24 protein-coding genes are annotated in these 23465 nt (G+C 71.3%); 16 read left to right on the forward strand and 8 right to left on the reverse strand.

What is annotated here, in order from left to right; all coding sequences use genetic code 11:
* Positions 1–235 precede the first annotated feature (235 nt).
* On the forward strand, positions 236–775 hold the full coding sequence (locus VF289_RS06760) for a CarD family transcriptional regulator (protein ID WP_330882381.1): 540 nt from the start codon (positions 236–238) through the stop codon (positions 773–775).
* A 57-nt stretch (positions 776–832) separates the two neighbouring features.
* Here the strand turns inward: VF289_RS06760 and VF289_RS06765 are convergent, their stop codons facing one another.
* Entirely contained in the window at positions 833–2149 is a 1317-nt protein-coding gene (locus VF289_RS06765; RefSeq protein ID WP_330882382.1) for an MFS transporter, read from the reverse strand.
* Between the two features lie 64 nt (positions 2150–2213).
* Positions 2214–2924 carry an SRPBCC domain-containing protein gene (locus tag VF289_RS06770; protein WP_330882384.1) on the reverse strand — a complete coding sequence of 237 codons (711 nt, stop codon included), beginning with the start codon at positions 2922–2924 and terminating at the stop codon, positions 2214–2216.
* Positions 2925–3119: 195 nt separating this feature from the next.
* Between VF289_RS06770 and VF289_RS06775 the strand changes: the two genes are divergently transcribed.
* From VF289_RS06775 to VF289_RS06810, 8 genes are all read left to right on the forward strand, one after another.
* Entirely contained in the window at positions 3120–3866 is a 747-nt protein-coding gene (locus VF289_RS06775; protein ID WP_330882386.1) for an HAD-IA family hydrolase, read from the forward strand.
* Positions 3863–6409: a glycoside hydrolase family 65 protein gene (locus VF289_RS06780; protein ID WP_330882387.1), complete on the forward strand. Its 2547-nt coding sequence runs from the start codon at positions 3863–3865 to the stop codon at positions 6407–6409. The genes VF289_RS06775 and VF289_RS06780 overlap by 4 nt, the downstream gene beginning before the upstream one ends.
* Positions 6410–6507: 98 nt before the next feature.
* Positions 6508–7707, forward strand: coding sequence for a YihY/virulence factor BrkB family protein (locus tag VF289_RS06785; RefSeq protein ID WP_330882389.1), 1200 nt, complete (start codon positions 6508–6510; stop codon positions 7705–7707).
* Positions 7704–8270: a peptide deformylase gene (gene def / locus VF289_RS06790; RefSeq protein WP_330882391.1), complete on the forward strand. Its 567-nt coding sequence runs from the start codon at positions 7704–7706 to the stop codon at positions 8268–8270. Before VF289_RS06785 ends, def begins: the two co-directional genes overlap by 4 nt.
* A 144-nt stretch (positions 8271–8414) precedes the next feature.
* The gene (locus VF289_RS06795) at positions 8415–8840 is read left to right on the forward strand and encodes a Rieske (2Fe-2S) protein (RefSeq protein WP_330882393.1); all 426 of its coding nucleotides are present in this window, start codon (positions 8415–8417) and stop codon (positions 8838–8840) included.
* A gap of 7 nt (positions 8841–8847) precedes the next feature.
* Positions 8848–9729, forward strand: coding sequence for a tRNA (guanosine(46)-N7)-methyltransferase TrmB (trmB, locus tag VF289_RS06800; protein WP_330882394.1), 882 nt, complete (start codon positions 8848–8850; stop codon positions 9727–9729).
* A 34-nt stretch (positions 9730–9763) separates the two neighbouring features.
* Positions 9764–10813 (forward strand): LCP family protein, encoded by a 1050-nt coding sequence (locus VF289_RS06805; RefSeq protein WP_330882396.1) that lies wholly within the window; start codon positions 9764–9766, stop codon positions 10811–10813.
* Positions 10814–10871: 58 nt separating this feature from the next.
* Positions 10872–11237, forward strand: a complete 366-nt coding sequence (locus tag VF289_RS06810) for a DUF4235 domain-containing protein (protein ID WP_330882397.1) — start codon at positions 10872–10874, stop codon at positions 11235–11237.
* Positions 11238–11332: 95 nt separating this feature from the next.
* Here the strand turns inward: VF289_RS06810 and phoU are convergent, their stop codons facing one another.
* On the reverse strand, positions 11333–12013 hold the full coding sequence (gene phoU, locus VF289_RS06815) for a phosphate signaling complex protein PhoU (RefSeq protein ID WP_330882398.1): 681 nt from the start codon (positions 12011–12013) through the stop codon (positions 11333–11335).
* A gap of 173 nt (positions 12014–12186) precedes the next feature.
* Between phoU and VF289_RS06820 the strand changes: the two genes are divergently transcribed.
* On the forward strand, positions 12187–13542 hold the full coding sequence (locus VF289_RS06820; RefSeq protein WP_330882400.1) for a sensor histidine kinase: 1356 nt from the start codon (positions 12187–12189) through the stop codon (positions 13540–13542).
* A gap of 1 nt (position 13543) precedes the next feature.
* Positions 13544–14233, forward strand: a complete 690-nt coding sequence (locus VF289_RS06825; protein WP_330882402.1) for a response regulator transcription factor — start codon at positions 13544–13546, stop codon at positions 14231–14233.
* Between the two features lie 111 nt (positions 14234–14344).
* Here VF289_RS06825 and VF289_RS06830 read toward each other — a convergent pair whose 3' ends face one another.
* Positions 14345–14845, reverse strand: coding sequence for a hypothetical protein (locus tag VF289_RS06830; RefSeq protein WP_330882404.1), 501 nt, complete (start codon positions 14843–14845; stop codon positions 14345–14347).
* 293 nt (positions 14846–15138) lie between these two features.
* Here VF289_RS06830 and VF289_RS06835 point away from each other — a divergent pair, with 293 nt between their 5' ends.
* Positions 15139–15621 carry a CarD family transcriptional regulator gene (locus VF289_RS06835; protein ID WP_330882406.1) on the forward strand — a complete coding sequence of 161 codons (483 nt, stop codon included), beginning with the start codon at positions 15139–15141 and terminating at the stop codon, positions 15619–15621.
* Between the two features lie 14 nt (positions 15622–15635).
* Positions 15636–16388, forward strand: a complete 753-nt coding sequence (locus tag VF289_RS06840; RefSeq protein ID WP_330882407.1) for a 2-C-methyl-D-erythritol 4-phosphate cytidylyltransferase — start codon at positions 15636–15638, stop codon at positions 16386–16388.
* A 58-nt stretch (positions 16389–16446) separates the two neighbouring features.
* Here VF289_RS06840 and VF289_RS06845 read toward each other — a convergent pair whose 3' ends face one another.
* Positions 16447–16758, reverse strand: coding sequence for a hypothetical protein (locus VF289_RS06845; RefSeq protein ID WP_330882409.1), 312 nt, complete (start codon positions 16756–16758; stop codon positions 16447–16449).
* Positions 16759–16768: 10 nt separating this feature from the next.
* Positions 16769–17524: an IspD/TarI family cytidylyltransferase gene (locus tag VF289_RS06850; protein WP_330882411.1), complete on the reverse strand. Its 756-nt coding sequence runs from the start codon at positions 17522–17524 to the stop codon at positions 16769–16771.
* A 177-nt stretch (positions 17525–17701) separates the two neighbouring features.
* Between VF289_RS06850 and VF289_RS06855 the strand changes: the two genes are divergently transcribed.
* Genes VF289_RS06855 through ilvA form a run of 3 tightly spaced genes read left to right on the forward strand, consistent with a single transcriptional unit; the run spans position 17702 to position 19892 of the window.
* Positions 17702–18019 (forward strand): PTS lactose transporter subunit IIB, encoded by a 318-nt coding sequence (locus VF289_RS06855; protein WP_330882413.1) that lies wholly within the window; start codon positions 17702–17704, stop codon positions 18017–18019.
* Complete coding sequence (gene ispF / locus VF289_RS06860) at positions 18016–18573, forward strand: 2-C-methyl-D-erythritol 2,4-cyclodiphosphate synthase (RefSeq protein ID WP_330882415.1); 558 nt, start codon at positions 18016–18018, stop codon at positions 18571–18573. The genes VF289_RS06855 and ispF overlap by 4 nt, the downstream gene beginning before the upstream one ends.
* Positions 18570–19892 carry a threonine ammonia-lyase IlvA gene (ilvA, locus tag VF289_RS06865; RefSeq protein WP_330882417.1) on the forward strand — a complete coding sequence of 441 codons (1323 nt, stop codon included), beginning with the start codon at positions 18570–18572 and terminating at the stop codon, positions 19890–19892. The genes ispF and ilvA overlap by 4 nt, the downstream gene beginning before the upstream one ends.
* A gap of 117 nt (positions 19893–20009) precedes the next feature.
* On the opposite strand, the gene galE is transcribed toward ilvA, so the two are convergent.
* Both galE and VF289_RS06875 read right to left on the reverse strand, forming a co-directional pair.
* The gene (gene galE, locus VF289_RS06870) at positions 20010–21014 is read right to left on the reverse strand and encodes a UDP-glucose 4-epimerase GalE (protein ID WP_330882419.1); all 1005 of its coding nucleotides are present in this window, start codon (positions 21012–21014) and stop codon (positions 20010–20012) included.
* Positions 21015–21095: 81 nt separating this feature from the next.
* Positions 21096–22556 carry a GuaB1 family IMP dehydrogenase-related protein gene (locus VF289_RS06875; RefSeq protein WP_330882421.1) on the reverse strand — a complete coding sequence of 487 codons (1461 nt, stop codon included), beginning with the start codon at positions 22554–22556 and terminating at the stop codon, positions 21096–21098.
* Positions 22557–23465: the final 909 nt, after the last annotated feature.

Here is a 23465-nt window from a genome sequence, read left to right on the forward strand (position 1 = left end):
GTGTGATCCAGACGGAAACGTCATGCTCTGGATATGTTGTCAGATCCGTGAGAGAATGGGGTGGCGCCGTCGTAGGTGCCGCCACCCTGTTCCTGCAGGTCGAGCGGCACTCGAGCTGTTCTCATCACCCCGTTCTCCGGACTCTGACCGAGTCCTGGTGGCATGGGGTGCGGCCGCCTCGACCCCACCAGGTCCGGGGTACCGCCGGCGCGCAGGTCCACTGAGGAGGTACCCCTTGTCCGTTGCCGCTGCATCCGTCGACACGACCGTCCCGAAGGTCGGCGACGTGCTCACCCACCCCGTCCACGGGCCGGTGCGCATCGTCTCCCTGTGCACCCGCACGGTGCGCGACACCGAACGGGAGTATGTCGACCTGGTGGTCATCGATGACGAGATGCGCATCTCGGTGCCGGCCGACGGCAAGGACGTCATCGGCCTGCGCCCGCTGCTGGGCGAGTCCGAGATCGTCGAGATGATCGCACAGCTCGCCGAGCCGATCCCCGCCCCGGAGAAGAAGGCCTCCTGGGCCCACCGCATCAAGTCCCTGCAGATGCAGCTGCAGACCGGCCGCCTCACCGATCGCGTCGAGGTCATCCGCTCGATCGTGCGCGACTCGGGCGGCACTCCGTCGAGCCTCGCCGAGCGCAACCTGCTCAGGCAGGCCATCGATCCGCTGGCCTCCGAGATCGCGATCGCCCGCGGGGTGCCGCGCGAAGGCGCCCAGGAGCTGCTGCAGAGCACCGCGGAGAACGCCCTCGAGGCGGACGCCGCCTGATCGGGCGCACCCGCACCCTCACGACGGCGGCCCTGCGGGCCGCCCTGCTGCCCCGCCTCATCTCCCCCGGGTCCCCCCGGAGGGTGTGACGCGGGGCAGTATCCGTGACAGCCATATCCCGCCGGCGACGCAGACGGCCCCGGTCGCCGCGCCGGCGATCGCCACCGGCGCGAAGAGCGTGATCCCGGTGACGACCAGGGGCGCTGCCAGCCGGCCGGCACCGAGCATGGTGTTCCACCAGGCGAGATAGGCGGTGCGTCCGTGCACCGGGGACACATCGATCCCCAGGGTCATCACGATCCCCGAGCCCAGTCCGTTGCCCAGCCCGATCAGCAGCGAGGGCACCAGCAGTGCGATCAGCGCCGCCGTCCGTCCGTGATCCATGAGCACCGTGCCGAGCAGGGCGAGCAGCAGGAACCCGACGCCCATCAGGAGGGCGCAGGGCACCGCGACCGCCGCGCGGCCGTAGCGATCCATGAGGGTCCCGGCGGGCAGCACCAGCAGGATCTCCAGCGCCGCGCTGACGCCGAACACGATCGAGATCCATACTGGGTCCAGGCCGAGAGCATCACCCAGGAGCGGCACGATCACCGGCCGGTTCACCCGGGCCATCATCACCGGGGCGATGCCCGCTCCCACCGCGACCATCCGACCCAGCACCGCTCGGTCCAGGCCTCTGCGGGCCTCGCTGCGGGGACGACGGCTCCCGCCCGGCGGGGCGGGCCGAGGCCCCGTCTCCCCCGGCGGCAGGAAGACGGCGATCATCACGGTGCCCGCTGCGGCGGCGACGGCGAACAGGACGAACACCCAGGCCATCGAGCCCAGCGCCATCACCACCGCGCCGAGCAGCGGCCCGATCACCTCGCCGATGCGGATCACCCCGCCGAACAGGGTCATTCCGCGGGCGCGCATCGTCGGCGGCAGCGCGGAGCCGAGATAGGACTGTCGCCCCAGGTGCCACACCTGCATGGCCACCGCCATCACCAGCAGCAGCAGCACCAGGGCCACTCGGTGGACCGCATCGCCCCCGCCTCCGCCCAGCACCGGCCCGATCACCGCAAAGGCGGCGAGGTTGGAGAGCACCAGCAGCACCCCCGTGAGCACGAGCGCGGATCGTGCCCCGATCCGTGCGATCAGCCGCCCGGCGGGGATCGGCCCGAGGAAGGAGGTGAGCCCGAAGATCGTGGTGATCGCTGCGGCCTGCGGGACGCTGAAGCCGAGGTCCCGCGCCAGGAGCGGCACCACCGGCATCAGGGCCGCGAGGCCCACGAACTCCAGCAGGGTCGGGGCGTAGACGGACGGGACCAGCGTGCGCAGCACCCGCCGCGAGCTGCCCGGATCACGGGGGGAGGAGCTCGCAGCGGGGGTGGTCACCGAGCGAGTCTGTCACCCGGTCGTGAGCCAGGGCAAAGAGTTCCGCCGACCGGACGCGAGCGGCTCAGACCTCGAGGTGGCGACGCACGGTCTCGCGCTCGCCCGCACGCGCGACCTGCTCGTCGACCCCGGCTGCGATCGCTTCCGCGGCCCACCGCACCGACCAGGCGCGCAGGTAGTCCGCGCCCTGCGGTCCGTGCAGCCAGTCCGGGGTGGGGGCCGGGGCGGGCACCAGGCAGGTGCCGCGCCAGCCGTCGGTGTGTGCGGCGAGGGCGAGCAGGGCGATCTCCCAGCCGACAGCCACGGAGCCGGGCCCCTGCCGTGCGAACTCCTCGGACCCGCGCCGCACGGTATGTCGCAGGCGCAGCTGCGTGGTGCCGTCGTCCTCGGGATCGAGACGGAGCAGCAGGGGCTCCTCCGCCCCGTCAGCTCCCGGTTGCCAGGTCAGCGAGAGCCGATGGGGCTCCGCGATCTGCAGCACACGGCCCGACACCCCTCCGGGCGCCTCGAATCTGCCGCCCTCGTGAAGGTCGCCGGAGACCGGCCCGAGCCAGCGTGCGAGCTCGGCGGGCCTGGTGAGCAGCGGCCACAGCCGGGCCGGGGCGAGGGCGATGTTCGTGGTGAGGGTGAGGACGGCACGCACCCGGCGGTGCCCGCCGGGGGTCGACCCATCGATCCCGAGCTCGTCGATCTCGAGCTCGCCGTTCTCGAGTTCATCGATCTCGAGCGCACGTCGCACCGCATCCACCACGGGCAGCGACTCCGTGACAGTCATCTTCTCCTCGGAAGGGTCTCGGCCGCTCCGCACCGGCGCTGAGCGCGGATGCGGACGAGGGCAGACTAGCCCACGAGTGCGCTCCACGGCCACGGCTGCCCCCACGCCCCGCCGACCTCCTCCGCCGCCGCCTCCGCCTCCGCCGCCGCTGCCGCTGCCGCTGCCGCTGCCGCTGCCGCTGCCGCTGCCCGTACGATGGCGCCCGTGACTGCTGAGCATTCCTTCCGACCTGCCGAGTTCACGGCCCACCTCTTCGATCTGGACGGGGTCATCACCCCCACCGCCGAGGTCCACATGCGGGCATGGTCCCGGATGTTCGAGGAGTTCCTCTCCTCACGAGGTGTCACGGAGCCGTACACGGAGGCGGACTACTTCGCCCACGTCGACGGCAAGCCCCGGTACGACGGGGTGCGGGCCCTGCTCACCTCCCGAGCGATCACCCTGCCCGAGGGCGAGGACTCCGACCCCGGGGACCAGACTCCGGGCGAGGAGACCGTGCGCGGCCTCGGCAATCGCAAGAACGAGCTGGTCCTGGCGCTGCTCCGCGCCGAGGGCGTGGCGCCCTATCCGGGCACGATCGCCTTCCTCGACGCCCTTCCCGCGGGCGCGCGCCTGGCGATCGTCTCCTCCTCGCGCAATGCCGAGGAGGTGCTGCGCGGGGCAGGCCTGCTGGAGCGCTTCGAGCACATCGTCGACGGCAACGTCGCCGCCCGGGAGGGACTGCCCGGCAAACCCGCACCGGACACCTTCACCCACGCCGCACGGCTGCTCGGCGTGGACCCCGCACGGTCGGTGGTCTACGAGGACGCCGTCTCCGGCGTGCGAGCCGGTGCCGCCGGAGACTTCGGCGCCGTCGTCGGGGTCGACCGCGGAGCCGGCACGGCCGAGCTCGCCGAGGCCGGCGCCACCCTCGTCGTCGTCGATCTGGAGGAGCTGGCATGAGTCGCCGCCGTTCCGTGCCCGCCGATCCCGTCGACCGCACCCACCTGCCGCTGGACGAGTGGCGCCTGGTCGAGTCCCGACCGAACGGCGACCTCGGCCATCTGGAGACCCTCTTCGCGACCGCCAACGGCTACCTGGGCATGCGCGGCACGCCGGAGGAGGGCCGCGACGTGGACAGTCACGGCACCTTCCTCAACGGCTTCCACGAAACGTGGCAGATCAACCACGCGGAGTCCGCCTTCGGCTTCGCACGCACCGGGCAGACCATGATCTCCGTGCCGGACTCCTCCGTGATGAAGCTGTACGTGGACGACGAGCCGCTGCTGCTGTCGATCGCGGACCTCGTGGAATACGAGCGCTGGATCGACTTCCGCGACGGGGTGCTGCGACGCGAGCTGATCTGGCGGACCCCGGCGGGCAAGCGGGTCCGGGTCAGCTCCTCCCGCATGGTGTCCTTCGCCCAGCGGCATCTCGCCCTGATGACGCTGCGGGTGGAGATGCTCGACGGCGACGCCCCGATCGCGATCTCCTCGCAGATCCTGAACCGGGAGGACTTCCGGGACGACTTCGGCGCCGGGGTCGACGGCAGCCCGGTCACCGACAAGGCCGATCCGCGCCGGACCACCGATTTCACCCACCGTGTGCTCGAACCGCTCCAGGACTGGCACAGCGATCGCCGCATGCTGCTCGGCTACCGGGTGGCGAACTCCGGCATGACCCTGGCCATCGGCGCGGACCACGAGGTGGAGTCCGACGCCCTGGTCGAGCAGCTCGTGGACACCACCGCCGACCTCGGCCGCCAGGTGGTCCGCGCCGAGCTCGGCCAGGGCCAGGCGCTGACCGTCCGCAAGGCGGTGGCCTACCACTCCTCGCGCTCGGTCCCCCACCGCGAGCTCTTCGACCGCTGCCGGCGCACCCTGGACCGGGTGCGCGGTGCGGGATTCGACGCGCAGCACGAGGAGCAGCGAGAGTATCTCGCGGACTTCTGGCGGAGCTCGGACGTCGAGCTGCCCGGGCAGCCCGCCGCCCAGCAGGCGACCCGCTGGTGCCTGTTCCAGCTCGCCCAGGCCGCGGCCCGCTCCGACCAGTGGGGGATCCCGGCCAAGGGCGTCACCGGATCGGGCTACGAGGGGCACTACTTCTGGGACAGCGAGATCTACGTGGTCCCGTTCCTCACCTTCACGCAGCCGCGCTGGGCGCGCAATGCGCTGCGCTTCCGCACGAACCTGCTGCCCAAGGCTCGGGAGCGGGCGCGGGAGCTGAACCAGCGCGGGGCCCTGTACCCCTGGCGCACGATCAACGGCGACGAGGCCTCGGCCTATTACGCCGCGGGCACCGCGCAGTACCACATCGATGCCGATGTCGCCTACGCCTTCGCCCAGTACGCCGACGTCACCGGCGACCTCGACTTCCAGCACCGCGACGGGGTGCAGGTGCTGGTGGAGACCGCCCGGATGTGGGCGGATCTCGGCTTCTGGCGGCTGCGGACAGATGGTGGCGCGAGCTTCCACATCAACGGCGTGACCGGCCCCGACGAGTACACGACCGTGGTGAACAACAACATGTTCACCAACGTCATGGCCCGCTTCAACCTGCGCCGCGCGGCCCGGGCGGTGCGCGAGCTGCGGGAGGCTGACGCGAGCGCCTACGACGTGCTGCGGGTCGAGCTGGGTCTGGACGAGATGGAGCTCGAGCAGTGGGAGGACTGCGCGGAGGGCATGCACGTGGCCAAGGACTCCTCGCTGGGGATCCATCTCCAGGAGGATCGCTTCCTGGAACGGGAGATCTGGGACCTCTCCAGCACTCCTGAGGAGGCCTTCCCCCTGCTGCTGAACTTCCATCCGCTGGTGATCTACCGCTTCCAGGTGCTCAAGCAGGCGGATGTGGTGCTGGCGCTGTTCCTGCGCGGCAGCGAGTTCACCGCCGAGGAGAAGCGGGCGGACTTCGAGTACTACGACCCGATCACCACCGGTGACTCCTCGCTCTCCGCCGTGGTCCAGTCGATCATGGCGGCGGAGGTCGGGCACCAGAAGGCGGCGCTGGACTACTTCCGCGCCGGACTCTTCGTAGACCTCGGGAACCTCCACCACAACACCTCGGACGGCGTGCACATCGCGTCCGCCGGCGGGGTCTGGAACGCGCTCGTCCACGGCTTTGGCGGCATGCGCCACGACGAGGGACGCCTCTCCTTCGATCCGCGCCTGCCGGCCGACTGGCCCGAGCTGTCCTTCCCGCTCACGGTGCGCGCCTCCCGTTTCCGCGTGCGCCTGGTGCGCGAGGAGATCTCCTTCACCCTCGAGTCCGGGGACGAGATCGAGGTCACGGTGCGAGGCGAAGCCGTCACGGTGGGTGCCGCGGGCGTCTCGGTCGCTCTCGCCGACCAGGGCCCGCTGCTCGATGATGCGGTGCTGGCCAGGCCGGTCGGTCTGGGCGATGAGCGCGCCGACGGCTCGATCATGACCTCCTTCGTGCCGACCGACCCCGACGATCCGTGGGCGTACCCGGTCGCGGACGACCCCGACGACATCATCGAACGGAGCTGACGGCGCGGTGCCGCACCCTCACCGCGCCCGCCTGGTGGAATAGGCTCCACCCGCGCCCGTCCCGGGCGTCCCGCCCCTGATCCCGGAGCAAAAGCACGGTGAGAGCCTCCCGCCCGCCCAGGCCGCAGCCGGTGGTCGAGATCTCCCGACCCCGGCTGAGCATCCTCCATGTCCTGAACCGGGTGCGGATGCGGCTGCTGGACATCCAGGTGTGGGACGTGGCCGGGACGATGACGTTCTATCTCCTGCTCTCGCTGTTCCCGGGGGCGGTCGCCGTGGTGTCCCTGATGTCGCTGATCGGCATCGAGGTCGAGACCCTCACAGCGCTGTCCGGGATGATCACCGAGATCTTCCCGACCCTGGACCCTCGCCCCTTCCTGTCCGCGATCCGCGCGGTCTCCTCCACCAGCGGTGGTGTGCTGGGGCTGCTGCTGGGCACCCTCGGATCGCTGCTGTCGGCCTCGAACGGGGTCGCCGCCTTCCATCGTGCGCTGCATCGGGTCTTCGACACCCGGGAGGGCCGCCCCTTCCTCTGGTTCCGCACGATCGTGTTCGGAGAGACGATGCTGATCGTCTCGGTGGTGCTGCTGGCGGTCGGAATGATCATCGTGGGGGGCGAGGCCTCGCAGCGGATCGGTGAGGTCGTCGGCATCCCGCGGATCGCCTTCGCCGCCTGGAACCTCGTGAAGTGGCCGATCCTCCTGGTGATCCTGATCATCGGGGTCTCCCTGGCCTACTACCTGTTCCCCAACGTGCGGCTGCCCCGCTACCGGCTGATGACCCTCGGCTCCATCGTGAGCGTGCTGGTGCTCTTCGGCACCGCGCTCGTGGCCGGGCAGCTGCTGGTCTATGCGACCCGCTTCGCGGAGATCCTCACGGCGCTCAACGGTCTCATCGCGATCCTGATCCTGATGTGGCTGGCGAACATCGTGGTGATCTCCGGAGCAGCACTGGACGCGGAGTTCCTGCGCGCCCGCCAGATCGCACTCGGCCTGGACGCCTGGCACCATCTGGAGCTCGCCCCCCACGCCACCCACACCCTGGACTTCCTGGCCGGCGACGCGGCCCGGGCCGAGGAGCTGGGACGTCTGGTGGCCGACGCCGCGCGCAACGGGCGATCCCTGGAGCAGCGACGCGGACCGTGGATCGTCGACGCCCGCCATCCGCTCGCGGTCAATCCGCCCGCGCGCCGCCGCCTCGTCGAGGAGGCCGCCCCCACCGCCCCCAACCACCCCGACGGTCCGGACGGTCCCGACGGCCCCGACGGCCCGCCCCGCACAGGAGAGACCCACGAATGACCATCCGCCCGATCACGATCGTCGGCCATCGTGCCCTGGCCCAGCGCACCCGACGGGTCCGCGAGGTCACCGACGAGCTCCGCTCCCTGGTGGCGGACATGTTCGAGACGAACGATGCCGCCTCCGGCGCCGGTCTCGCCGCACCGCAGGTCGGCTCCCGCTGGCGCCTGTTCGTCTACTCCTGCCCGGATGCGGGGGGAACGCTGCAGCGCGGGGTCGTGCTGAATCCCGTGCTCGAGCGCTTCGGCGGGATCGCCCTGGACGCGGAGACCCTCGAGGGCTGCCTCTCCGTGCCCGGCGAGGGCTATCCCACCGCTCGTCATCGCGGCGCCCGGGTCACCGGCACCGACCTGGAAGGGACGGAGGTCGTCGTCGAGGACGAGGGCGGGGTGCTCGCCCGCGCGCTGCAGCACGAGGTCGATCACCTCGAGGGCTCGCTCTACCTCGATCGGCTGTCGCCCGCGCGCAAGCGCGAGGCGCTGGATGCGGTGCGGGACCGGGGGTGGCGTGCTCGCGGCATCCTCACCTGGGATCCCCGAGAGCTCGAGGCCGCCGACGTGTGAGTCCACTCCCCGGCGCGGACCACCAGCGCGGGCCGTCGGAGGCCGCGCGCTCCGAGGGCATCCGCGCAGCCCACCGGCGTCCGAGCGGTCACACCGGTCCAGCGCCCACAGCTCGCTCACCGATGAGCTGGCTATCCTGGCGGCATGGAACGTCCGTGCCTCTCCCGCCGCCATGCCCTCCTGCTCCCCGCCACCGCGGCCGGGGTCGGTGGTCTCGCAGCCTGTGCGCCCGAGGACGAGGGCTTCGGCACCGCGGAGCCGCTGCGGGCTGACGACGGCGCGATCCCGCTGGACGACATCCCCGAGAACGAGAGCACCCTGGTGAACTTCGGCGGCGAGCAGCCCTTCGTGCTGCTGGTGCGCGGCACCGGGGACGAGCTGGCCGGATATTCCGGCTACTGCACCCACAACGGCTGCGCCCTGCGTCAGGAGCAGACCCAGCTCGACTGCCCGTGCCACGGTTCGCGCTTCGATGCGACGAACGGGGAGGTCCTGGTGGGCCCCGCCACGCGCCACCTGCCCGAGGTCGCCGTGTCCGTGCAGGACGGCCTCGTGCGCCGTGAGCGGTGAGCCGTCGATGACCCCCGCATCGACGCCCTCCTCTCCGGGATCGGCGCCCTCCTCCCCGGGGCCGAAACCCGCGCAGACCCATCGAGACGTCGTCTCGTTCGTCCGTCGTGGCGAGCGGCTCAGCCAGGGCCGGCAGAACGCCTGGGACCGGCTCTCGCCGACCTATGTGATCGACCCGCCGCGCGGGCACCGCGACACCCTGCCGGCGAAGGGCAGCCGTCTCGACCTGGAGCAGGTCTTCGGCAGGCGCGCGGAGCTCGTGGTCGAGGTGGGCAGCGGCACCGGCGACAACATCGTCGCCGCCGCGCTCTCCCATCCCGAGCGCGACCATCTCGGCGTCGAGGTGTACCTCCCGGGGCTGGCGCAGACCCTCAGCCGGGTCGAGCGCGAGGGGTGCCCGCCGAACCTGCGCATGCTCCCCCTGGACGCGCAGGGAGCGCTTCCCGCGATGCTGCCCGAGGAGTCGATCGACCAGCTGTGGGTGTACTTCGCCGATCCATGGCCCAAGCAGCGCCACCACAAGCGCCGTCTGATCAATCCTCCGTTCCTCGACGCGGTGCTGCCGCTGCTCGCCGACGGCGCCGCCTTCCGCCTCGCCACCGACTGGGCCCAGTACGCCCATCACATGCGCTCCCACCTGGACGTACGCTCCGAGCTCGCCCTGCTTCATCCCGACGGCCCGGCCCCCTCGGGGATTTCCTCCGATGCGATCCCGCCGAACATCCCGAGCACCGGGTGGGCACCACGATTCGAGGGTCGTGTGAAGACCGGCTTCGAGAACAAGGGCCGGGCCGCGGGACGCTTAATATGGGACCTTGCGTACACCCGCGTGCCCCGGCGCCCGGTGACGGACTGGGCCCCGGGCATCGGGGCGCCGACGGCACCGTGAGAGTCTTCGTCGGCACCGTGAGAGAGGGACACGAATGACCGACCCCGCCGATGTCGATCTCCCCGCCGACTGGGAGGACGACGACCAGCCCGAGCCCGGGCGCCGACGCGGGCGCCGCGCCGCCCTCATCGCCCTGGGCCTCGTCGCCGTGCTGGTCCTCGGCGTCGGCCTGGTCATCGGGAACTATCTCCGAGGCCTCAACGACTCCTACGAGAAGCGCACCGTCGTGGAGATCACCCGCGGAGCCTCCGACGGCGAGCGCCCCGAGTCGATCGACGGGGCGGGCCGCAACTTCCTGCTGCTGGGCTCCGACAAGCGCTCCTCCGAGGACGCCGCCTCGGAGGGGGTCAGCGGTGAGCGCTCCGACGTCATGATGCTCGTGCACGTCTCCGACGACAACGAGAGCGTCTACATCACGTCCTTCCCCCGCGATCTCTACGTCGACGTCCCGGGGCACGGCAAGGACCGCATCAACTCGGCCCTGGCCTATGGCGGTGTAGGACTCGCGGTGACCACGGTCGAGAACTACACCGGGGTCCCCATCGACCATGTCGCGCTCATCGACTTCGACGGCATCGAGGGACTCGTCGACGCTCTCGGCGGGGTCGACGTCGACGTGCCGGTCTCCTTCGAGGCGGGCGGTCACCAGTACACCGAGGGCACCCAGAGCATGAACGGCGAGGAGGCGCTGACCTTCGTCCGCGAGCGCAAGCAGTTCGCCGAGGGCGACTTCCAGCGCAACCGGAATCAGCAGGCGGTCCTCAAGGGCATCGTCGACAAGCTGATCAGCGCCGATACCCTCAGCGACCCGGGCCGGCTCGCCGAGACGATCGACACGATCTCCCCGTTCCTCACCACGGACTCGGGACTCAGCTCCTCGGCGATGGTCGAACTGGGCCTGTCCCTGCGCAGCGTCCGCAGCGGCGACCTCTACTACCTCGCGGTCCCCCACAGCGGCCCGACCACGACCAGCGGCGGCGCCAGCGTGGTCGGCACCGACGAGGAGGGGATGGACGTGCTGCGGGAGGCGCTGCGCACCGACGACATGGGAACCTACTACGCTCAGCACGCAGGAACCTTCTGATCATCCCGATCTCCTGCACCGGCTGGACCGCCGGTCACCCCGACGCCTGGAGGAAACAGTGGCAAATCCGCTCGTGAGCATCGCCGTCCCCGTGGCCGGAATCCTCGCCGCCACGGTCGGCAACAAGGCCGCCGCGGCGGCCTGGGGTGCCGTCTTCGGCGAGGACGCCCCCACCGTCAAGGCGCAGAAGTCCGCACAGAAGGACGTCGTCAAGCGGCGGAAGCAGGCGAAGAAGGACGGCGCCTCGAAGGCCGAGATCGCCGCCATCAAGGATCCAGACGACGACCAGCCGGTCTGGAAGATGATGCTGTGGGCCACGGTCTCCGGCGTCATCCTGCAGGGCCTGCGCGTCGCCGCCAAGCGCGGGGCGAAGGCTGGGACCGAGCGGCTGACCACGCGGCGTCCCCGCCCCAACCGCGGCTGAGCGGTCCTCGCCACCGCCTCACACAGGAGGGCGCCCCGCATCGCTGCGGGGCGCCCTCCTGCGCGTCAGAGCCTGCGAGCCAGGGGTGATGCGGCTCAGAACTCCGGGACGTCCACGCCTTCGCTGAGCGTGTCCAGAGAGTCGCCGGTGACCAGGAAGCCCACGCGGCGCACCAGCGAGACCGCATGATCGCCGATCCGCTCGTAGAAGCGGATCAGCAGCGTCAGGTCGATGACCTGGGCGTGGGTGTAGAGCTCGTCGGGGCTGCTGGAGATCTCGCGCGAGATCTGGAGCATCAGGGCGTCGAGCTCGTCGTCCTGCTTCTCGACCTGCGCCGCGAGCGCCAGATCTCGGTTCTCGATCACCTGGGAGGCGCCCTGGAGCGCGGTCAGGCCGAGCTCGGACATCCGGGCGATCTGCGCGCGGTGCTGCTCGGGCACCGCGATGTCCGGGTGCGCGCGTCGTGCGACCAGCGCGACGTGCGCGGCGAGATCGCCCATGCGCTCGAGCGAGGAGCTCATGCGCAGCGTGGCGACCAGCAGGCGCAGATCGGTGGCCACCGGCGACTGCCGGGCCAGCAGCTCGACGGCCTTCGCGTCGAGCTCCACCTGACGCTCGTCGAGGTGCGGATCGGCCGTGACGACGCGCTCCGCCCGTGCCAGGTCTCCTTCGAGCAGGGACGCCGTCGCCCCCTCGAGGGCCGTCCCGACCATCTCGGCCATGTCGAGCAGATCGTCGACGATGTGCCGCAGGTCGCTCTGGTACGCCTCGCGCATGGTGTGTGCTCCTCAATCAGTTGATACCTTCGCCCTGATCATCGCAATCCCGGGTGAACAGACAGCGGCGATCGGTGAACTCGAAGCGTAGTCCCCGTGAACTCCTCGACCCATTGTCGCCGCTCCCGGGGGTCCGTGCGGCCTGTTCGCCTCCTGGGGCCTAGGCTGTGCAGGTGACCCCGACTGCTCTTCTCGTGCTCGCCGGCGCGATCGGTCTGGTGATCGGCGTCGCCGCGACGCTGGCCCTCGCCCGCCCCGCGCGGCAGGAGCCGGCGACACCGGCGTCCCTCGGGCCCGCGATCCCGGACGCGACCTCGGAGGTGCTGGCGATCCTCTCCTCCGCGTACGTCGTGCTCGACGGCAGCGGGGACGTGCTGCGGGCCTCTCCCCTGGCCTACTCCTACGGGATCGTCCGCGCGGCCGAGGGCGACTACCCGCGGCTGGCGAGCGCCGAGCTGGTGGACCTCGCAGCGGACGTCGGCCGCAACGGCGGATTCCGCGACGAGCGCCTGACCCTGCACCGCTCGAGCCAGAGCGATGCCGAATCCGTGATCGACGTGCGCATCGGCGCGCTCGGCGAGCACGGAGCCCTGCTGCTGGCCGATGACCTCACCCGTGCCGTCCGGGTCGAGGAGACCCGACGCGACTTCGTGGCCAATGTGTCCCATGAGCTGAAGACGCCGGTCGGCGCGATCACCCTGCTGGCCGAGACGATGGAGGACGCCGCCGAGGACCCCGACGCCGTGCGCCGCTTCGCCGAACGCATGCAGAGCGAGACGCGCCGCCTCTCCCATCTGGTGCAGGAGATCATCGAGCTCTCCCGGGTCCAGGGCAACTCCGCACTGCCCGATGCCGAACCGGTCGACATCGACGACGTCGTCGAGAGCGCCGTCTCCCTGAACCGAAACTTCGCTCTCGGCTCGAAGATCGAGGTCAGCGTCGGCGGCGCGGCCGGGCTGCAGGTCTTCGGCTCCGCCGCCATGCTCACCACGGCGCTGTCGAACCTGATCTCCAACGCGATCTCCTACTCCGATCCCCGCACCCGGGTGGGGGTGTCGGTGCGCCGCGAGGGCGGGATGGTCGAGATCTCCGTCAAGGACCAGGGGATCGGCATCTCCAAGGAGAACCTCGAGCGCGTCTTCGAACGCTTCTTCCGGGTGGACCGGGCCCGCTCCCGAGCCACCGGCGGATCCGGTCTGGGCCTCGCGATCGTGAAGCACATCGCGAGCGACCACGGCGGGGAGGTCACCGCCTGGTCGATGCCCTCCCAGGGATCCACGTTCACGCTCCGGCTGCCCGAGATGGGCCGCACCGAGACCATCACCGTGGGCGCGCGCCAGGCAGCCGCGGCGGAGGCCGCCGAGTCGGCACGCAACGCGCGACCGGGCACTGCCGAGGCGCCTGACGCTGCGGCGCAGCCGGACACCGGCCCGACTCCGGACCGCGCCACGGCTCCGGACGCTGCCACAGCGCCCTCGCGGGACGCACATACCATGACGACCGAAGACCGGTCCGGGAAGGGACACTGACATGACACGCATCCTGATCGTGGAGGACGAGGAGTCGTTCTCGGACCCGCTGTCCTACTCGCTGCGGAAGGAGGGGTACGAGGTCGCCGTCGCCGACAACGGCACCGACGGACTGCGGATCTTCTCCGCCCACGGTGCGGATCTGGTGCTGCTGGACCTCATGCTCCCCGGGATGAGCGGCACCGAGGTGTGCCGGGAGATCCGCCGCACCTCGACGGTCCCGGTCATCATGCTCACCGCGAAGGACGACGAGTTCGACAAGGTGCTGGGCCTCGAGCTCGGTGCGGATGACTACGTCACCAAGCCCTATTCCTCGCGCGAGCTGCTCGCCCGTATCAAGGCCGTGCTCCGCCGCGGTCAGGACTCCGCGGAGTCGGAGGAGAACTCCACCCTGAGCACGGGGAACATCATGATGGACGTGGAACGTCACGTGGTCGAGGTGCGCGGCGAGGAGATCGCGCTGCCGCTGAAGGAGTTCGAGCTGCTGGAGATGCTGCTGCGCAACGTGGACCGCGTGCTCACCCGCGGCCAGCTCATCGACAGGGTCTGGGGCGCCAACTACGTGGGCGATACGAAGACCCTCGACGTGCACGTCAAGCGTCTGCGCGCGAAGATCGAGGCCGATCCCAAGAACCCGGTGCACCTGGTCACCGTGCGCGGCCTGGGGTACAAGTTCGAATCCGGCAGCTGACCGGCGGAGGAGGCGGACGCGGACAGGGCCTCGCCGGATCTCCGATGCGCAGAACGCCCCGCAGCCGAGCTGCGGGGCGTTCTGCGTGGCACGTGGTGCGGCGGTGAGCACTCAGCTCGCGGCCGGCTCCTCGAACTGGTAGTGCTCGAGGGTGGTCTCCAGCGTGGGCAGGGAGATCGTGGTGACGTAGCCCGCGGCGGTGAGGTCCAGCTCCAGGATCGCTCCGGGGACCACGTCGGCCGCGCCGACCGGGACCAGCTCGCGACCCTCACCCGGGCCGAGCTCCACGGTTCCCTGCGCCGGGACCTGCACCTCGGTGGCGAAGAGGGTGTCGCCCTCGCCGGTCCTGCCCTCCACCTGGACGGCGATCTCCTCGTCGGAGTAGTTCACGACCGTCGCGGAGAAGACCGGGGTGCCGTCCTCCTCGAAGATCAGGACGGCGTTCCGCACCCCGGCGTAGAGGCTGTCCTCCACCATGATGTTCCCGTTGGTGCCGTCGGCCGCCTGATAGAACGCCTTGGTCTGCACCGGGGACAGGTACGTGCAGCCGGTGGCCGCGAGCGCCAGGCCCAGGGCTGCGGCGGAGAGCACGAGACGGCGGGAACGGCGCACTGGGGACTCCTGTTCGATGCCGCTGAGCGGCGGGGACGTTCAGAGAAAGCACTGACAGGGTACCGCACCGCCGACCCCCTTCCGGCGACCGCGGCACCGCGGCGTGACCCGGTCGACGCGCACCATCGCCGCCGCCCCGCACGACGGTTCCCCCGCGGGACGCCGGGAGGTGCTGCAGGTGCCCCGCAGACGCTCTCCCGGTAAGCGCTCGACCGGGGTGAGCCACCAGGTCGGCGCGCATTTTACCACGACCCCTCGGTGCTAGACTGATCGGCGGAAAGGGGACCCACCACATGAACTTTGCCGTCGGCGAGACCGTCGTCTACCCGCACCATGGTGCCGCGCTCATCGAAGAGGTCAAGACCCGCACCATCAAGGGCGAGGACCGCACCTACCTCAAGCTGAAGGTCGCCCAGGGTGATCTGACCATCGAGGTCCCTGCTGCGAACGTCGACCTCGTCGGCGTGCGCGATGTCGTGGACAAGGAGGGCCTCGAGGAGGTCTTCGAGGTGCTCCGTCAGCCCTACACGGAGGAGCCTACGAACTGGTCCCGCCGCTACAAGGCGAACGTCGAGAAGCTCGCCTCGGGGGATGTCAAGAAGGTGGCCGAGGTCGTCCGCGATCTGTGGCGCCGTGATCAGGACCGCGGCCTGTCCGCCGGGGAGAAGCGGATGCTGGCCAAGGCACGGCAGATCCTGGTCTCCGAGCTCGCCCTCGCGGAGAAGACCGACGAGGCCAGCGCCGAGACCATCCTCGACGAGGTCCTCGCCTCCTGAGCACGCCCCTCCCCATGTTGTCCGCACCGATCCGGTCCGCCGCCGTGCGGCCCGTCGTCCTCGCCCTCGCGCCGCGTGCTGCGGGCCTGTCCCCCGGCCTCTCGACGCCGAGCCTCGAACGGCTCGGCGGATCGCGGCTCGTCGATCGCCTGCTGAGCACCCTGCAGGGTGCGGGCCTGCCGACGCCGCTGGTGGTAACCTCGCGGGCCTCCGCACCCCAGCTCCGCGAGGCGCTGGGGCCCGAGGTTCCCGTGGACGCCGTCGCCGGCGATCGTCGTGCGGCGCTGCGTGCAGCTCTCGACCGCACCGAGGAGGAGCTGCTGCTGGTCCACGACGCCGAACGCGCCCTCACCCCGGTCGATGTCGTCCTCGGCGTGCTCTCCGGGCTGCATGACGAGGTCGAGGCCGTGGTGCCGGTGGTCGCGATGACGGACTCCGTCAAGGAGGTCCGCCCCGAGGGCCTGCGCAACATCGACCGCGCCACCCTGACCGGGCTGCAGAGTCCGCGACTGCTGCGCCGAGAGCTGCTGGAGTCGGTGCTCGCGGACGAGAGACCGACCACCGCGCGGGCGGCCGCCGTCGGCGGCGATTTCGGAGGCTTCGACGAGATCCGCACCGCGCTCGAGATCGGCGCGCGCGTGGGGACGGTGCACGGCTCCCATGCCGGTTTCGCGGTGCTGGACCGGCTCAGCCTGTGGCAGGCTCAGATTTCCCTCGGGCTGGCACGGGACACCTCGCATCGCCACGGCCTGGCCCGCCGCAGCTGACTGCCCCGTCAGGGCGCGGCAGACCGCCGTGGCAGGCACAGCGGGCAGCGGGCCCGGCTCAGCGATCCCGTCGGCTCCGCCACACCGTGCGGAACTCCTCCGCCATCCGGCCGGGCTTGGACAGCGTGCGCACGGGCAGGCTGGTCGCGAGCTCACCGGGGTCACGTCGGAGGCGCCGCATCAGGCGCCGGGGCTTGCTGGAGATGCGCTGGCGAAGGTCCGGCAGATACGCCTCGGAGACGTCGAGCCTGGTCACGGCACCGCAACCCGTGCACTGGATCTGGGACACGAAGCGCCCTGCATAGACGACCACGTGCTCCGCCTCCTGATCGCAGGCGGTGCAGCGCAGGAAGCTCTCCTCGATGCTCATCGTCTCCTCCTCACCCGGTCCTCAAACCTAGCGCGCTGACCACGTCCTGGGCCAGGAGCAGATCCTGTGCGTAGGTGATCTTGAAGTTGGTCTCCTCGCCGCGGACCCAGGTCACGGGGATGTCCGTGTACTCCTCGGCGCAGGAGGCGGTGTCGGTGCCCACGAAGCCGTCGCGGGCCGCCGCCTCGTAGGCGTCGAGGATCGTCGCCCCGTGGAAGCCCTGTGGGGTCTGCACTCGCACCAGGGCGCCTCCCCCGAGGTCGCCGCCGGCGGATAGGGTGTCGCCCTCCCCCGCCCCGGCGATGTCGGTCGCGGGGATCCCCGGCACCGCACCACCGCACTCCCTGGCGGCATGCAGCACCGCGGAGACCAGGCCGTGGGAGACCAGGGGGCGAGCGGCGTCATGGATGAGGACCGTGTCGATCGCTCCGCTGTCGATGCGGTCGGCGAGATGCCGCAGCGCCAGCAGCTCCGACTCCTGCCGGGTCTCCCCGCCGGTGATGATCTCCAGCGGGGAGTCGGTCTCGCGGGACTCCACGAAGCGTGCATGCTCGAGGTCCTCCGGGCGGACCACGAACACCAGCAGCCCGATGCCCTCGACGGCGGCGAGCGTGTTCAGACCCCAGCCGGCGATGCTCCGCCCGGCCAGCGGCAGGAAGGCCTTGTTGATCCCGGCCCCGACCCGTGTGCCGGATCCGCCGGCGAGCACCACGCCGGCGGCCCGGCCGTGCAGGCGGCGGGCGCGGGGGCGGCGGGGCTGGTTCACGCGGGCAATCGTAGACGTCCCGTGGTCACTCGTGGATCGTCCAGCGAGGACGTGACAGAATCGACCTCCGCCGGTGCCACCGACGGGCACCGTCCGAGCTGGTGCGGCGCCCGCGGCCCGAGCGCCGCTGACCCCGGTCCCGACCGGCCCCACCCTCTTCACAGCCCAGGAGATCGAATGCTCACCATCGCCATCGTGTGCGGCGCAGGGATCGCCACCTCCGCACTGATCGCTGAGCAGGTGCGCGACCACATCGCCTCCCGCGGCCGCGAGACGCATGTCGTCCAGGCCACGGTCATGGATCTGCTCTCGCCCGACTTCCACGCCGATCTGGTGGTCAGCACCGTGGATCTGCCGGACGCCCTGGGCGTCCCGCAGGTCTCCGGGATGCCGCTGCTGCTCGGCACGAATCCTCAGGTGACGTTCGACGACATCGACCGCCTGCTGGTGCGGATCGAGGGCGGAGGCTCGGACACGAGCAGCGAGGGACGATGACCGTGCCCGCACCCCTGCCGCGGGTGGGCATCGGAGTGGACGTGCACGCCTTCGCCCCTGCCGAGGCCGGGCGCGAGCTGTGGGTGGCCGGTCTGCGCTGGGAGGACGGGCCCGGACTGGCCGGCCACTCGGATGCGGACGTCGCCTGTCATGCCGCCTGCGACGCCCTGTTCTCCGCCGCCGGGATCGGCGACCTGGGGTCGCACTTCGGAGTGGACCGCCCCGAGTGGGCAGGAGCCTCCGGGGCGCGCCTGCTGGGCGAGGCCGCGCGACGGGTGCGGGAGGCCGGCTTCGAGATCGGCAACATCGCAGTGCAGGTGATCGGCAACCGGCCTCGGCTCTCCCGCCGACGCGACGAGGCCTGCGCCGCCATGAGCACAGCAGCCGGTGCACCGGTCACCGTCTCGGGCAGCACCACCGACGCCCTGGGCCTCACGGGACGCGGCGAGGGCGTGGCGGCGATGGCGACGGCGCTCGTCCTGCCGACGAGCCCGGCGGGGGCGAGCTCCCGGATCACAGAGGAAGGCCTGACCGCAGCGGAAGGAACGTCATGACCGAGCCCGCGCACGGCACCGACCTCCCGGTCCGGGCCCCGGATGTGGAGGCCGCCGCCGAGCGTCTCGCTGCGGTGCTGCACCGCTCTCCCCTCCAGCTCAGCGAGCGGCTCAGCGAGCTGGCCGGGGTCCCGGTCTGGCTGAAGCGGGAGGACCTCCAGTCCGTGCGCTCGTACAAGCTGCGCGGTGCGCACCTCTTCCTCGACTCCCTCGACCAGGCGTCACGGGAGGCGGGGGTGGTCGCCGCGAGCGCGGGCAACCATGCCCAGGGCGTCGCCCAGGCGTGCCGCGCCCTCGGCGTGCACGGGCGGATCTACGTTCCCGGCACGACACCGCGGCAGAAGCGTGAGCGGATCACGGCGATCGGCGGTGACCTGGTCGAGCTGATCCTGATCGGGGACACCTTCGACGATGCCGCCGAAGCCGCGGCCGACGATGCCGAGCGGACCGGCGCCACCCAGGTCCCACCCTTCGACCATCCGATCATCATGGCCGGCCAGGGCACCGTCGCCCTCGAGGCGGCCGAGCAGCTCCGCGTCGAGCATGGTCGCGAGCTGGGGACCATGGTGGTGCCCGTGGGCGGGGGCGGTCTGCTGGGGGGAAGCGGTGCCTGGCTGCGGGAGCGGAGCCCGGCGACGCGTATCATCGGGGTCGAGCCCGCCGGCGCGGTCTCGATGGCCGCGGCGCTGCGGGCCGGACGCCCGGTCACCCTCCATGAGATGGACCGCTTCGTCGACGGCGCCGCCGTGCGCCGGGTGGGCGCCGGTCCGCTGCGGATGGTGCAGGCCATCGACCCCGAGCTGGTCTCGGTGGAGGAGGGCGCGATCTGCACGGAGATGCTCGAGCTGTACCAGGTCGAGGGGATCATCGCCGAGCCCGCGGGGGCGCTGGCCGCCGCCGCGGTCGCGACCGGCATCATCGAGCACCTGGGGCGTGGCGGGCTCGATGCCGCCGATCCGGCGGAGGAGACCGGTGATGTGGTGGTGGTCGTCTCCGGTGGCAACAATGACGTCTCGAGGTATCACGAGGTGGTGGAGCGCTCCCTCGTGCACGAGGGGCTCAAGCACTACTTCCTGGTGACCTTCCCGCAGGAGCCGGGCGCGCTGCGTCGATTCCTGGACCGGGTGCTGGGACCGAATGACGACATCGTGCTGTTCGACTACATCAAGCGCAACAACCGCGAGGAGGGTCCTGCCCTGGTGGGTCTCGAGATCGGCGACCGCGAGGACCTCGAGCCGCTGATGTCGCGGATGGCCGCCTCGAACATGGAGATCGAGCGGATCGACCCCCATGACCCGATCTATCGCTATCTCACCTGAGCTCACCTGGACGGGTCCCTCGCGACCGCGCCGGAGGCGGGTGAGGGTTGCTGGCGCCGAGGAGACGTCCGGGCGCGAGCGGCCGGTCCCCGCGCGAGGGACCGAGCCGTCGCCGGATCAGGCCTCCGGGTACGCCTCGACGTCCGGAGTGATCGCGGCTGCGGCCTCCCGTGCCTCGACGGCGGAACGGACGATGTCGTCCAGTCCGTGCTCGGACTTCCACCCCAGCGTGCCGGCGATGCGGTCCCCGGAGCAGACCAGCCGGGCCGGATCCCCGGCGCGGCGCTCCCCGATCTCCGGGGTGATCTCGATGCCCTTGGCGCGGGCGATCGCGTCGATCACCTCGAGCACGCTCGATCCCTCGCCGGTGCCGACGTTGAAGGTGCGGTGGGGACGCTCCTCGCCGCGCAGGTAGTCCAGCGCCGCGATGTGGGCGTGGGCGAGGTCGAGGACGTGCACGTAGTCGCGGATGCAGGTGCCGTCGGGGGTGTCGTAGTCGTCGCCGAACACGATCGGGGACTTCCCCTGCTCGAGACGGTCCAGGACGATCGGCACCAGGTTCATCACGGCGGTGTCGGCCAGCTCGGGCCATCCGGCTCCGGCGACGTTGAAGTACCGCAGAGCGACGCTGCGCATGCCGTGGGCCCGCTCGGCATCGGCGAGCATCCACTCCCCCACGTACTTGGTCGCCCCGTAGGGGTTGATCGGCTGCGGGGAGAGGTCCTCGGTGACGAGGTCGACGTCCGGCACACCGTAGACGGCGGCGGAGGAGGAGAACACCACGTCGCGCACCCCGGCGCTCGCGCAGGCGGAGAGCACATTGGCGAGCCCGCCGATGTTGTCGTGCCAGTACATCTCGGGGTTCTCGACGGACTCCCCCACCTGCTTGTGAGCGGCGAAGTGGATGACCGAATCTGCGCCGGAGGCCCGCATGGCGAAGGCCAGCTTCTCGCGCGCGTCCGGCTGCGTCACGTCGAGCTCGAGAAGCTCGGCCCCTTCTGTGCGATGGAGCAGGCCCGTGGCGAGGTTGTCGACCACGATCACCTTCTGCCCCTGCTCCACGAGGAGTCGCACCACGTGCGATCCGATGTATCCGGCGCCACCTATCACGAGAGTCGTCATGCGCGGGATCCTACCGGGAGCCGGATGCGCCGCAGCACCGGACCGCGCCGCCGGAGCGGTCAGGTCAGCGGCGCGGTCCCGTCAGGTCCAGGAGCTGGCGACGGGGCGGCCCTCGTTGTAGCCGGCCGCGCCCTGCAGTCCGATCACCGCACGCTCACGGAATTCGGCGGTGTCGGAGGCACCGGCGTAGGTGTAGGAGGAGCGAACCCCGGCGGTGATCTCGTCGAGCAGGTCCTCGACCCCGCCCTTCCCCTCGGAGAGGTACATGCGCGAGGTGGAGATGCCCTCCTCGAACAGTCCCTTGCGGGCGCGGGCGAAGGCATCCTCGTGCGCGGTGCGGTGGGAGACGGCCCGCTTGGAGGCCATGCCGAAGGACTCCTTGTAGCGGCGGCCGCTCTCGTCGGTGCGCATCTGTCCTGGCGACTCGTAGGTGCCGGCGAACCAGGAGCCGATCATCACGTTCGAGGCGCCGGCGGCGAGCGCGAGCGCGACGTCGCGGGGGTGGCGCACGCCGCCGTCGGCCCAGACGTGACCGCCCAGTCGACGGGCCTCGGCAGCGCACTCGAGCACGGCGGAGAACTGGGGGCGTCCCACTCCGGTCATCATCCGGGTGGTGCACATGGCGCCCGGCCCGACGCCGACCTTGACGATGTCGGCACCGGCCTCGATGAGCTCCCGGGTGCCCTCGGCGGTGACGATGTTCCCGGCCACCAGGCGCACGGCGGTGCCTTCGCGGGGGCCCAGCACCGCACGCGCGCCGCGTAGCGCCTCGAGCATCTTGTCCTGGTGCCCATGGGCGGTGTCCAGCACGATCACGTCGGCGCCGACCTCGACCAGGTCCCGCACCCGGGCGGTGACGTCCGCATTGACTCCGACGGCGACCGCGACGCGCAGTCGGCCCTCGGCGTCGGTCGCGGGCCGGTAGATGGTCGAGCGCAGCACTCCGGTGGCGGTGAGGATGCCGCGCAGCACGCCCTCGTCGTCGACGACGATCGCGGCGTCATGGTGGGTGGCGGCGATCCGTGCGTGCAGCCGTGCGGGCTCGACGGCGAGGTCCGACGGGCGCAGCACCGGCACGTCCTCGCTGAGCACCTCGCCGACCTCGGAGAACGAGTCACGGCCGGCGATCTCCTCGGCGGAGACGGTGCCGAGCGGGCGGCGCTGATCGTCGACGACCACCACGATGCCGTGCGGGCGCTTGGGCAGCAGATCCGCGGCCTGGCCGAGCGTCCCGGAGACGGTGAGGGTGAGCGGATGGTCGACCAGCAGATCCCGGGCCTTCACCGAGCGGACGATCGAGTCGATCCGTTCCGGGGAGAGGTCCTGCGGGAGCACGGCCAGGCCCCCACGACGAGCCATCACCTCGGCCATCCGTCGACCGGTCACGGCCGTCATATTGGCCGCGACCAGCGGGATCGTGGTGCCTGTGCCGTCATCGCTGCCGAGGTCCACATCGAAGCGGGAGGTGACGGCGGAACGATTGGGGAGGAAGAAGCATTCGTCGTAGGTGAGGTCCGTCGACGGAGTGTGAAGAAGACGCATACAGCCAGGATACGGATTCTCGGCGTGCTCCCTGCGACGCACCTCCACGAGGCCCTCACAGGCTGATGCGGGATGTCCGGGAGGGAGAATCTAGGATGGGGCGCATGACGGACCCCACCCCGGACACTCCCCGCAGGCGCCGTCGGTCCGGCAGACACCAGCAGCCGGCCCGGCGTCCGCAGACGCCGCCGCTGCCTCCGGAAGAAGCACGCCGGAATCGCGACGCCGCGTTCGGGGGATCGAATCCCAAGCGCACCTGGCTCGGCGGCGGTTCGGCGGAGTCCGCTCCTTCGGCCTCCTCCGCCTCCTCGGCCGCAGAACCTGCCGCTGAGGTGACCTCCACGATCGTGCCTGCTCCGGCTGAGCGCCCTGCGGCAGCGCCCAGCGCTCCGAAGCCCACGACCCCGGAACACACCGCGGCCCCGACGCCGGGCCCGGGCAGCGACGCACAGCGCCCGGTGGCCCCGCAGCGCCCGCGCGGGCGACGCGCCGCCTTCCCGGTCGAGCAGCTCGGCGGGACGGCCGCCGGTGCGTCGCGCAGTGCGTCCTCCCCCGGCCCGGCCTTCCCTGGCTCCCCGGGTGCGGCCCCTGAGCGGGAGTCATCCACCCTCGGCACGGAGCATGCCGGCGCGGCAGGATCGTCCGACGGCGTCGCGGCCGCCTCGGCGTCCCGGGGGCGGCGCCGCGCGGCCCTGCACCCCGAGCCTCCCACCGAGCAGAACCTCTGGTCGGTGGGCTCACCCGATTCCCCCGCACAGGACGCCGCCCAGGAGGAAGCGATCGGCGCGCGCGATGGTGCCGTCACCGCGGAGCAAGAGACGGCCGCACGCTCGACGCCCGGGGAGACCGACCGCGCAGACCGTGCTCGGCCGGCGGCCGCCGCCGGTGTCGGCGCGGCTGCCGGCGTCG

This window comes from Brachybacterium sp. (assembly GCF_036379615.1).
In the GTDB taxonomy this organism is placed as follows: Bacteria; Actinomycetota; Actinomycetes; order Actinomycetales; family Dermabacteraceae; genus Brachybacterium.

Bases quoted from the DNA above. Each gene is read 5' to 3' on its own strand.
- VF289_RS06845 (WP_330882409.1), bottom strand. From the start codon at position 16,758: ATGAGCATCGAGGAGAGCTTCCTGCGCTGCACCGCCTGCGATCAGGAG.
- VF289_RS06875 (WP_330882421.1), bottom strand. From the start codon at position 22,556: ATGCGTCTTCTTCACACTCCGTCGACGGACCTCACCTACGACGAATGC.
- VF289_RS06795 (WP_330882393.1), top strand. From the start codon at position 8,415: ATGGAACGTCCGTGCCTCTCCCGCCGCCATGCCCTCCTGCTCCCCGCC.
- trmB (WP_330882394.1), top strand. From the start codon at position 8,848: ATGACCCCCGCATCGACGCCCTCCTCTCCGGGATCGGCGCCCTCCTCC.
- VF289_RS06825 (WP_330882402.1), top strand. From the start codon at position 13,544: ATGACACGCATCCTGATCGTGGAGGACGAGGAGTCGTTCTCGGACCCG.
- def (WP_330882391.1), top strand. From the start codon at position 7,704: ATGACCATCCGCCCGATCACGATCGTCGGCCATCGTGCCCTGGCCCAG.
- VF289_RS06780 (WP_330882387.1), top strand. From the start codon at position 3,863: ATGAGTCGCCGCCGTTCCGTGCCCGCCGATCCCGTCGACCGCACCCAC.
- VF289_RS06840 (WP_330882407.1), top strand. From the start codon at position 15,636: ATGTTGTCCGCACCGATCCGGTCCGCCGCCGTGCGGCCCGTCGTCCTC.
- phoU (WP_330882398.1), bottom strand. From the start codon at position 12,013: ATGCGCGAGGCGTACCAGAGCGACCTGCGGCACATCGTCGACGATCTG.
- ispF (WP_330882415.1), top strand. From the start codon at position 18,016: ATGACCGTGCCCGCACCCCTGCCGCGGGTGGGCATCGGAGTGGACGTG.
- VF289_RS06835 (WP_330882406.1), top strand. From the start codon at position 15,139: ATGAACTTTGCCGTCGGCGAGACCGTCGTCTACCCGCACCATGGTGCC.
- galE (WP_330882419.1), bottom strand. From the start codon at position 21,014: ATGACGACTCTCGTGATAGGTGGCGCCGGATACATCGGATCGCACGTG.
- VF289_RS06855 (WP_330882413.1), top strand. From the start codon at position 17,702: ATGCTCACCATCGCCATCGTGTGCGGCGCAGGGATCGCCACCTCCGCA.
- VF289_RS06805 (WP_330882396.1), top strand. From the start codon at position 9,764: ATGACCGACCCCGCCGATGTCGATCTCCCCGCCGACTGGGAGGACGAC.
- ilvA (WP_330882417.1), top strand. From the start codon at position 18,570: ATGACCGAGCCCGCGCACGGCACCGACCTCCCGGTCCGGGCCCCGGAT.
- VF289_RS06770 (WP_330882384.1), bottom strand. From the start codon at position 2,924: ATGACTGTCACGGAGTCGCTGCCCGTGGTGGATGCGGTGCGACGTGCG.
- VF289_RS06775 (WP_330882386.1), top strand. From the start codon at position 3,120: ATGGCGCCCGTGACTGCTGAGCATTCCTTCCGACCTGCCGAGTTCACG.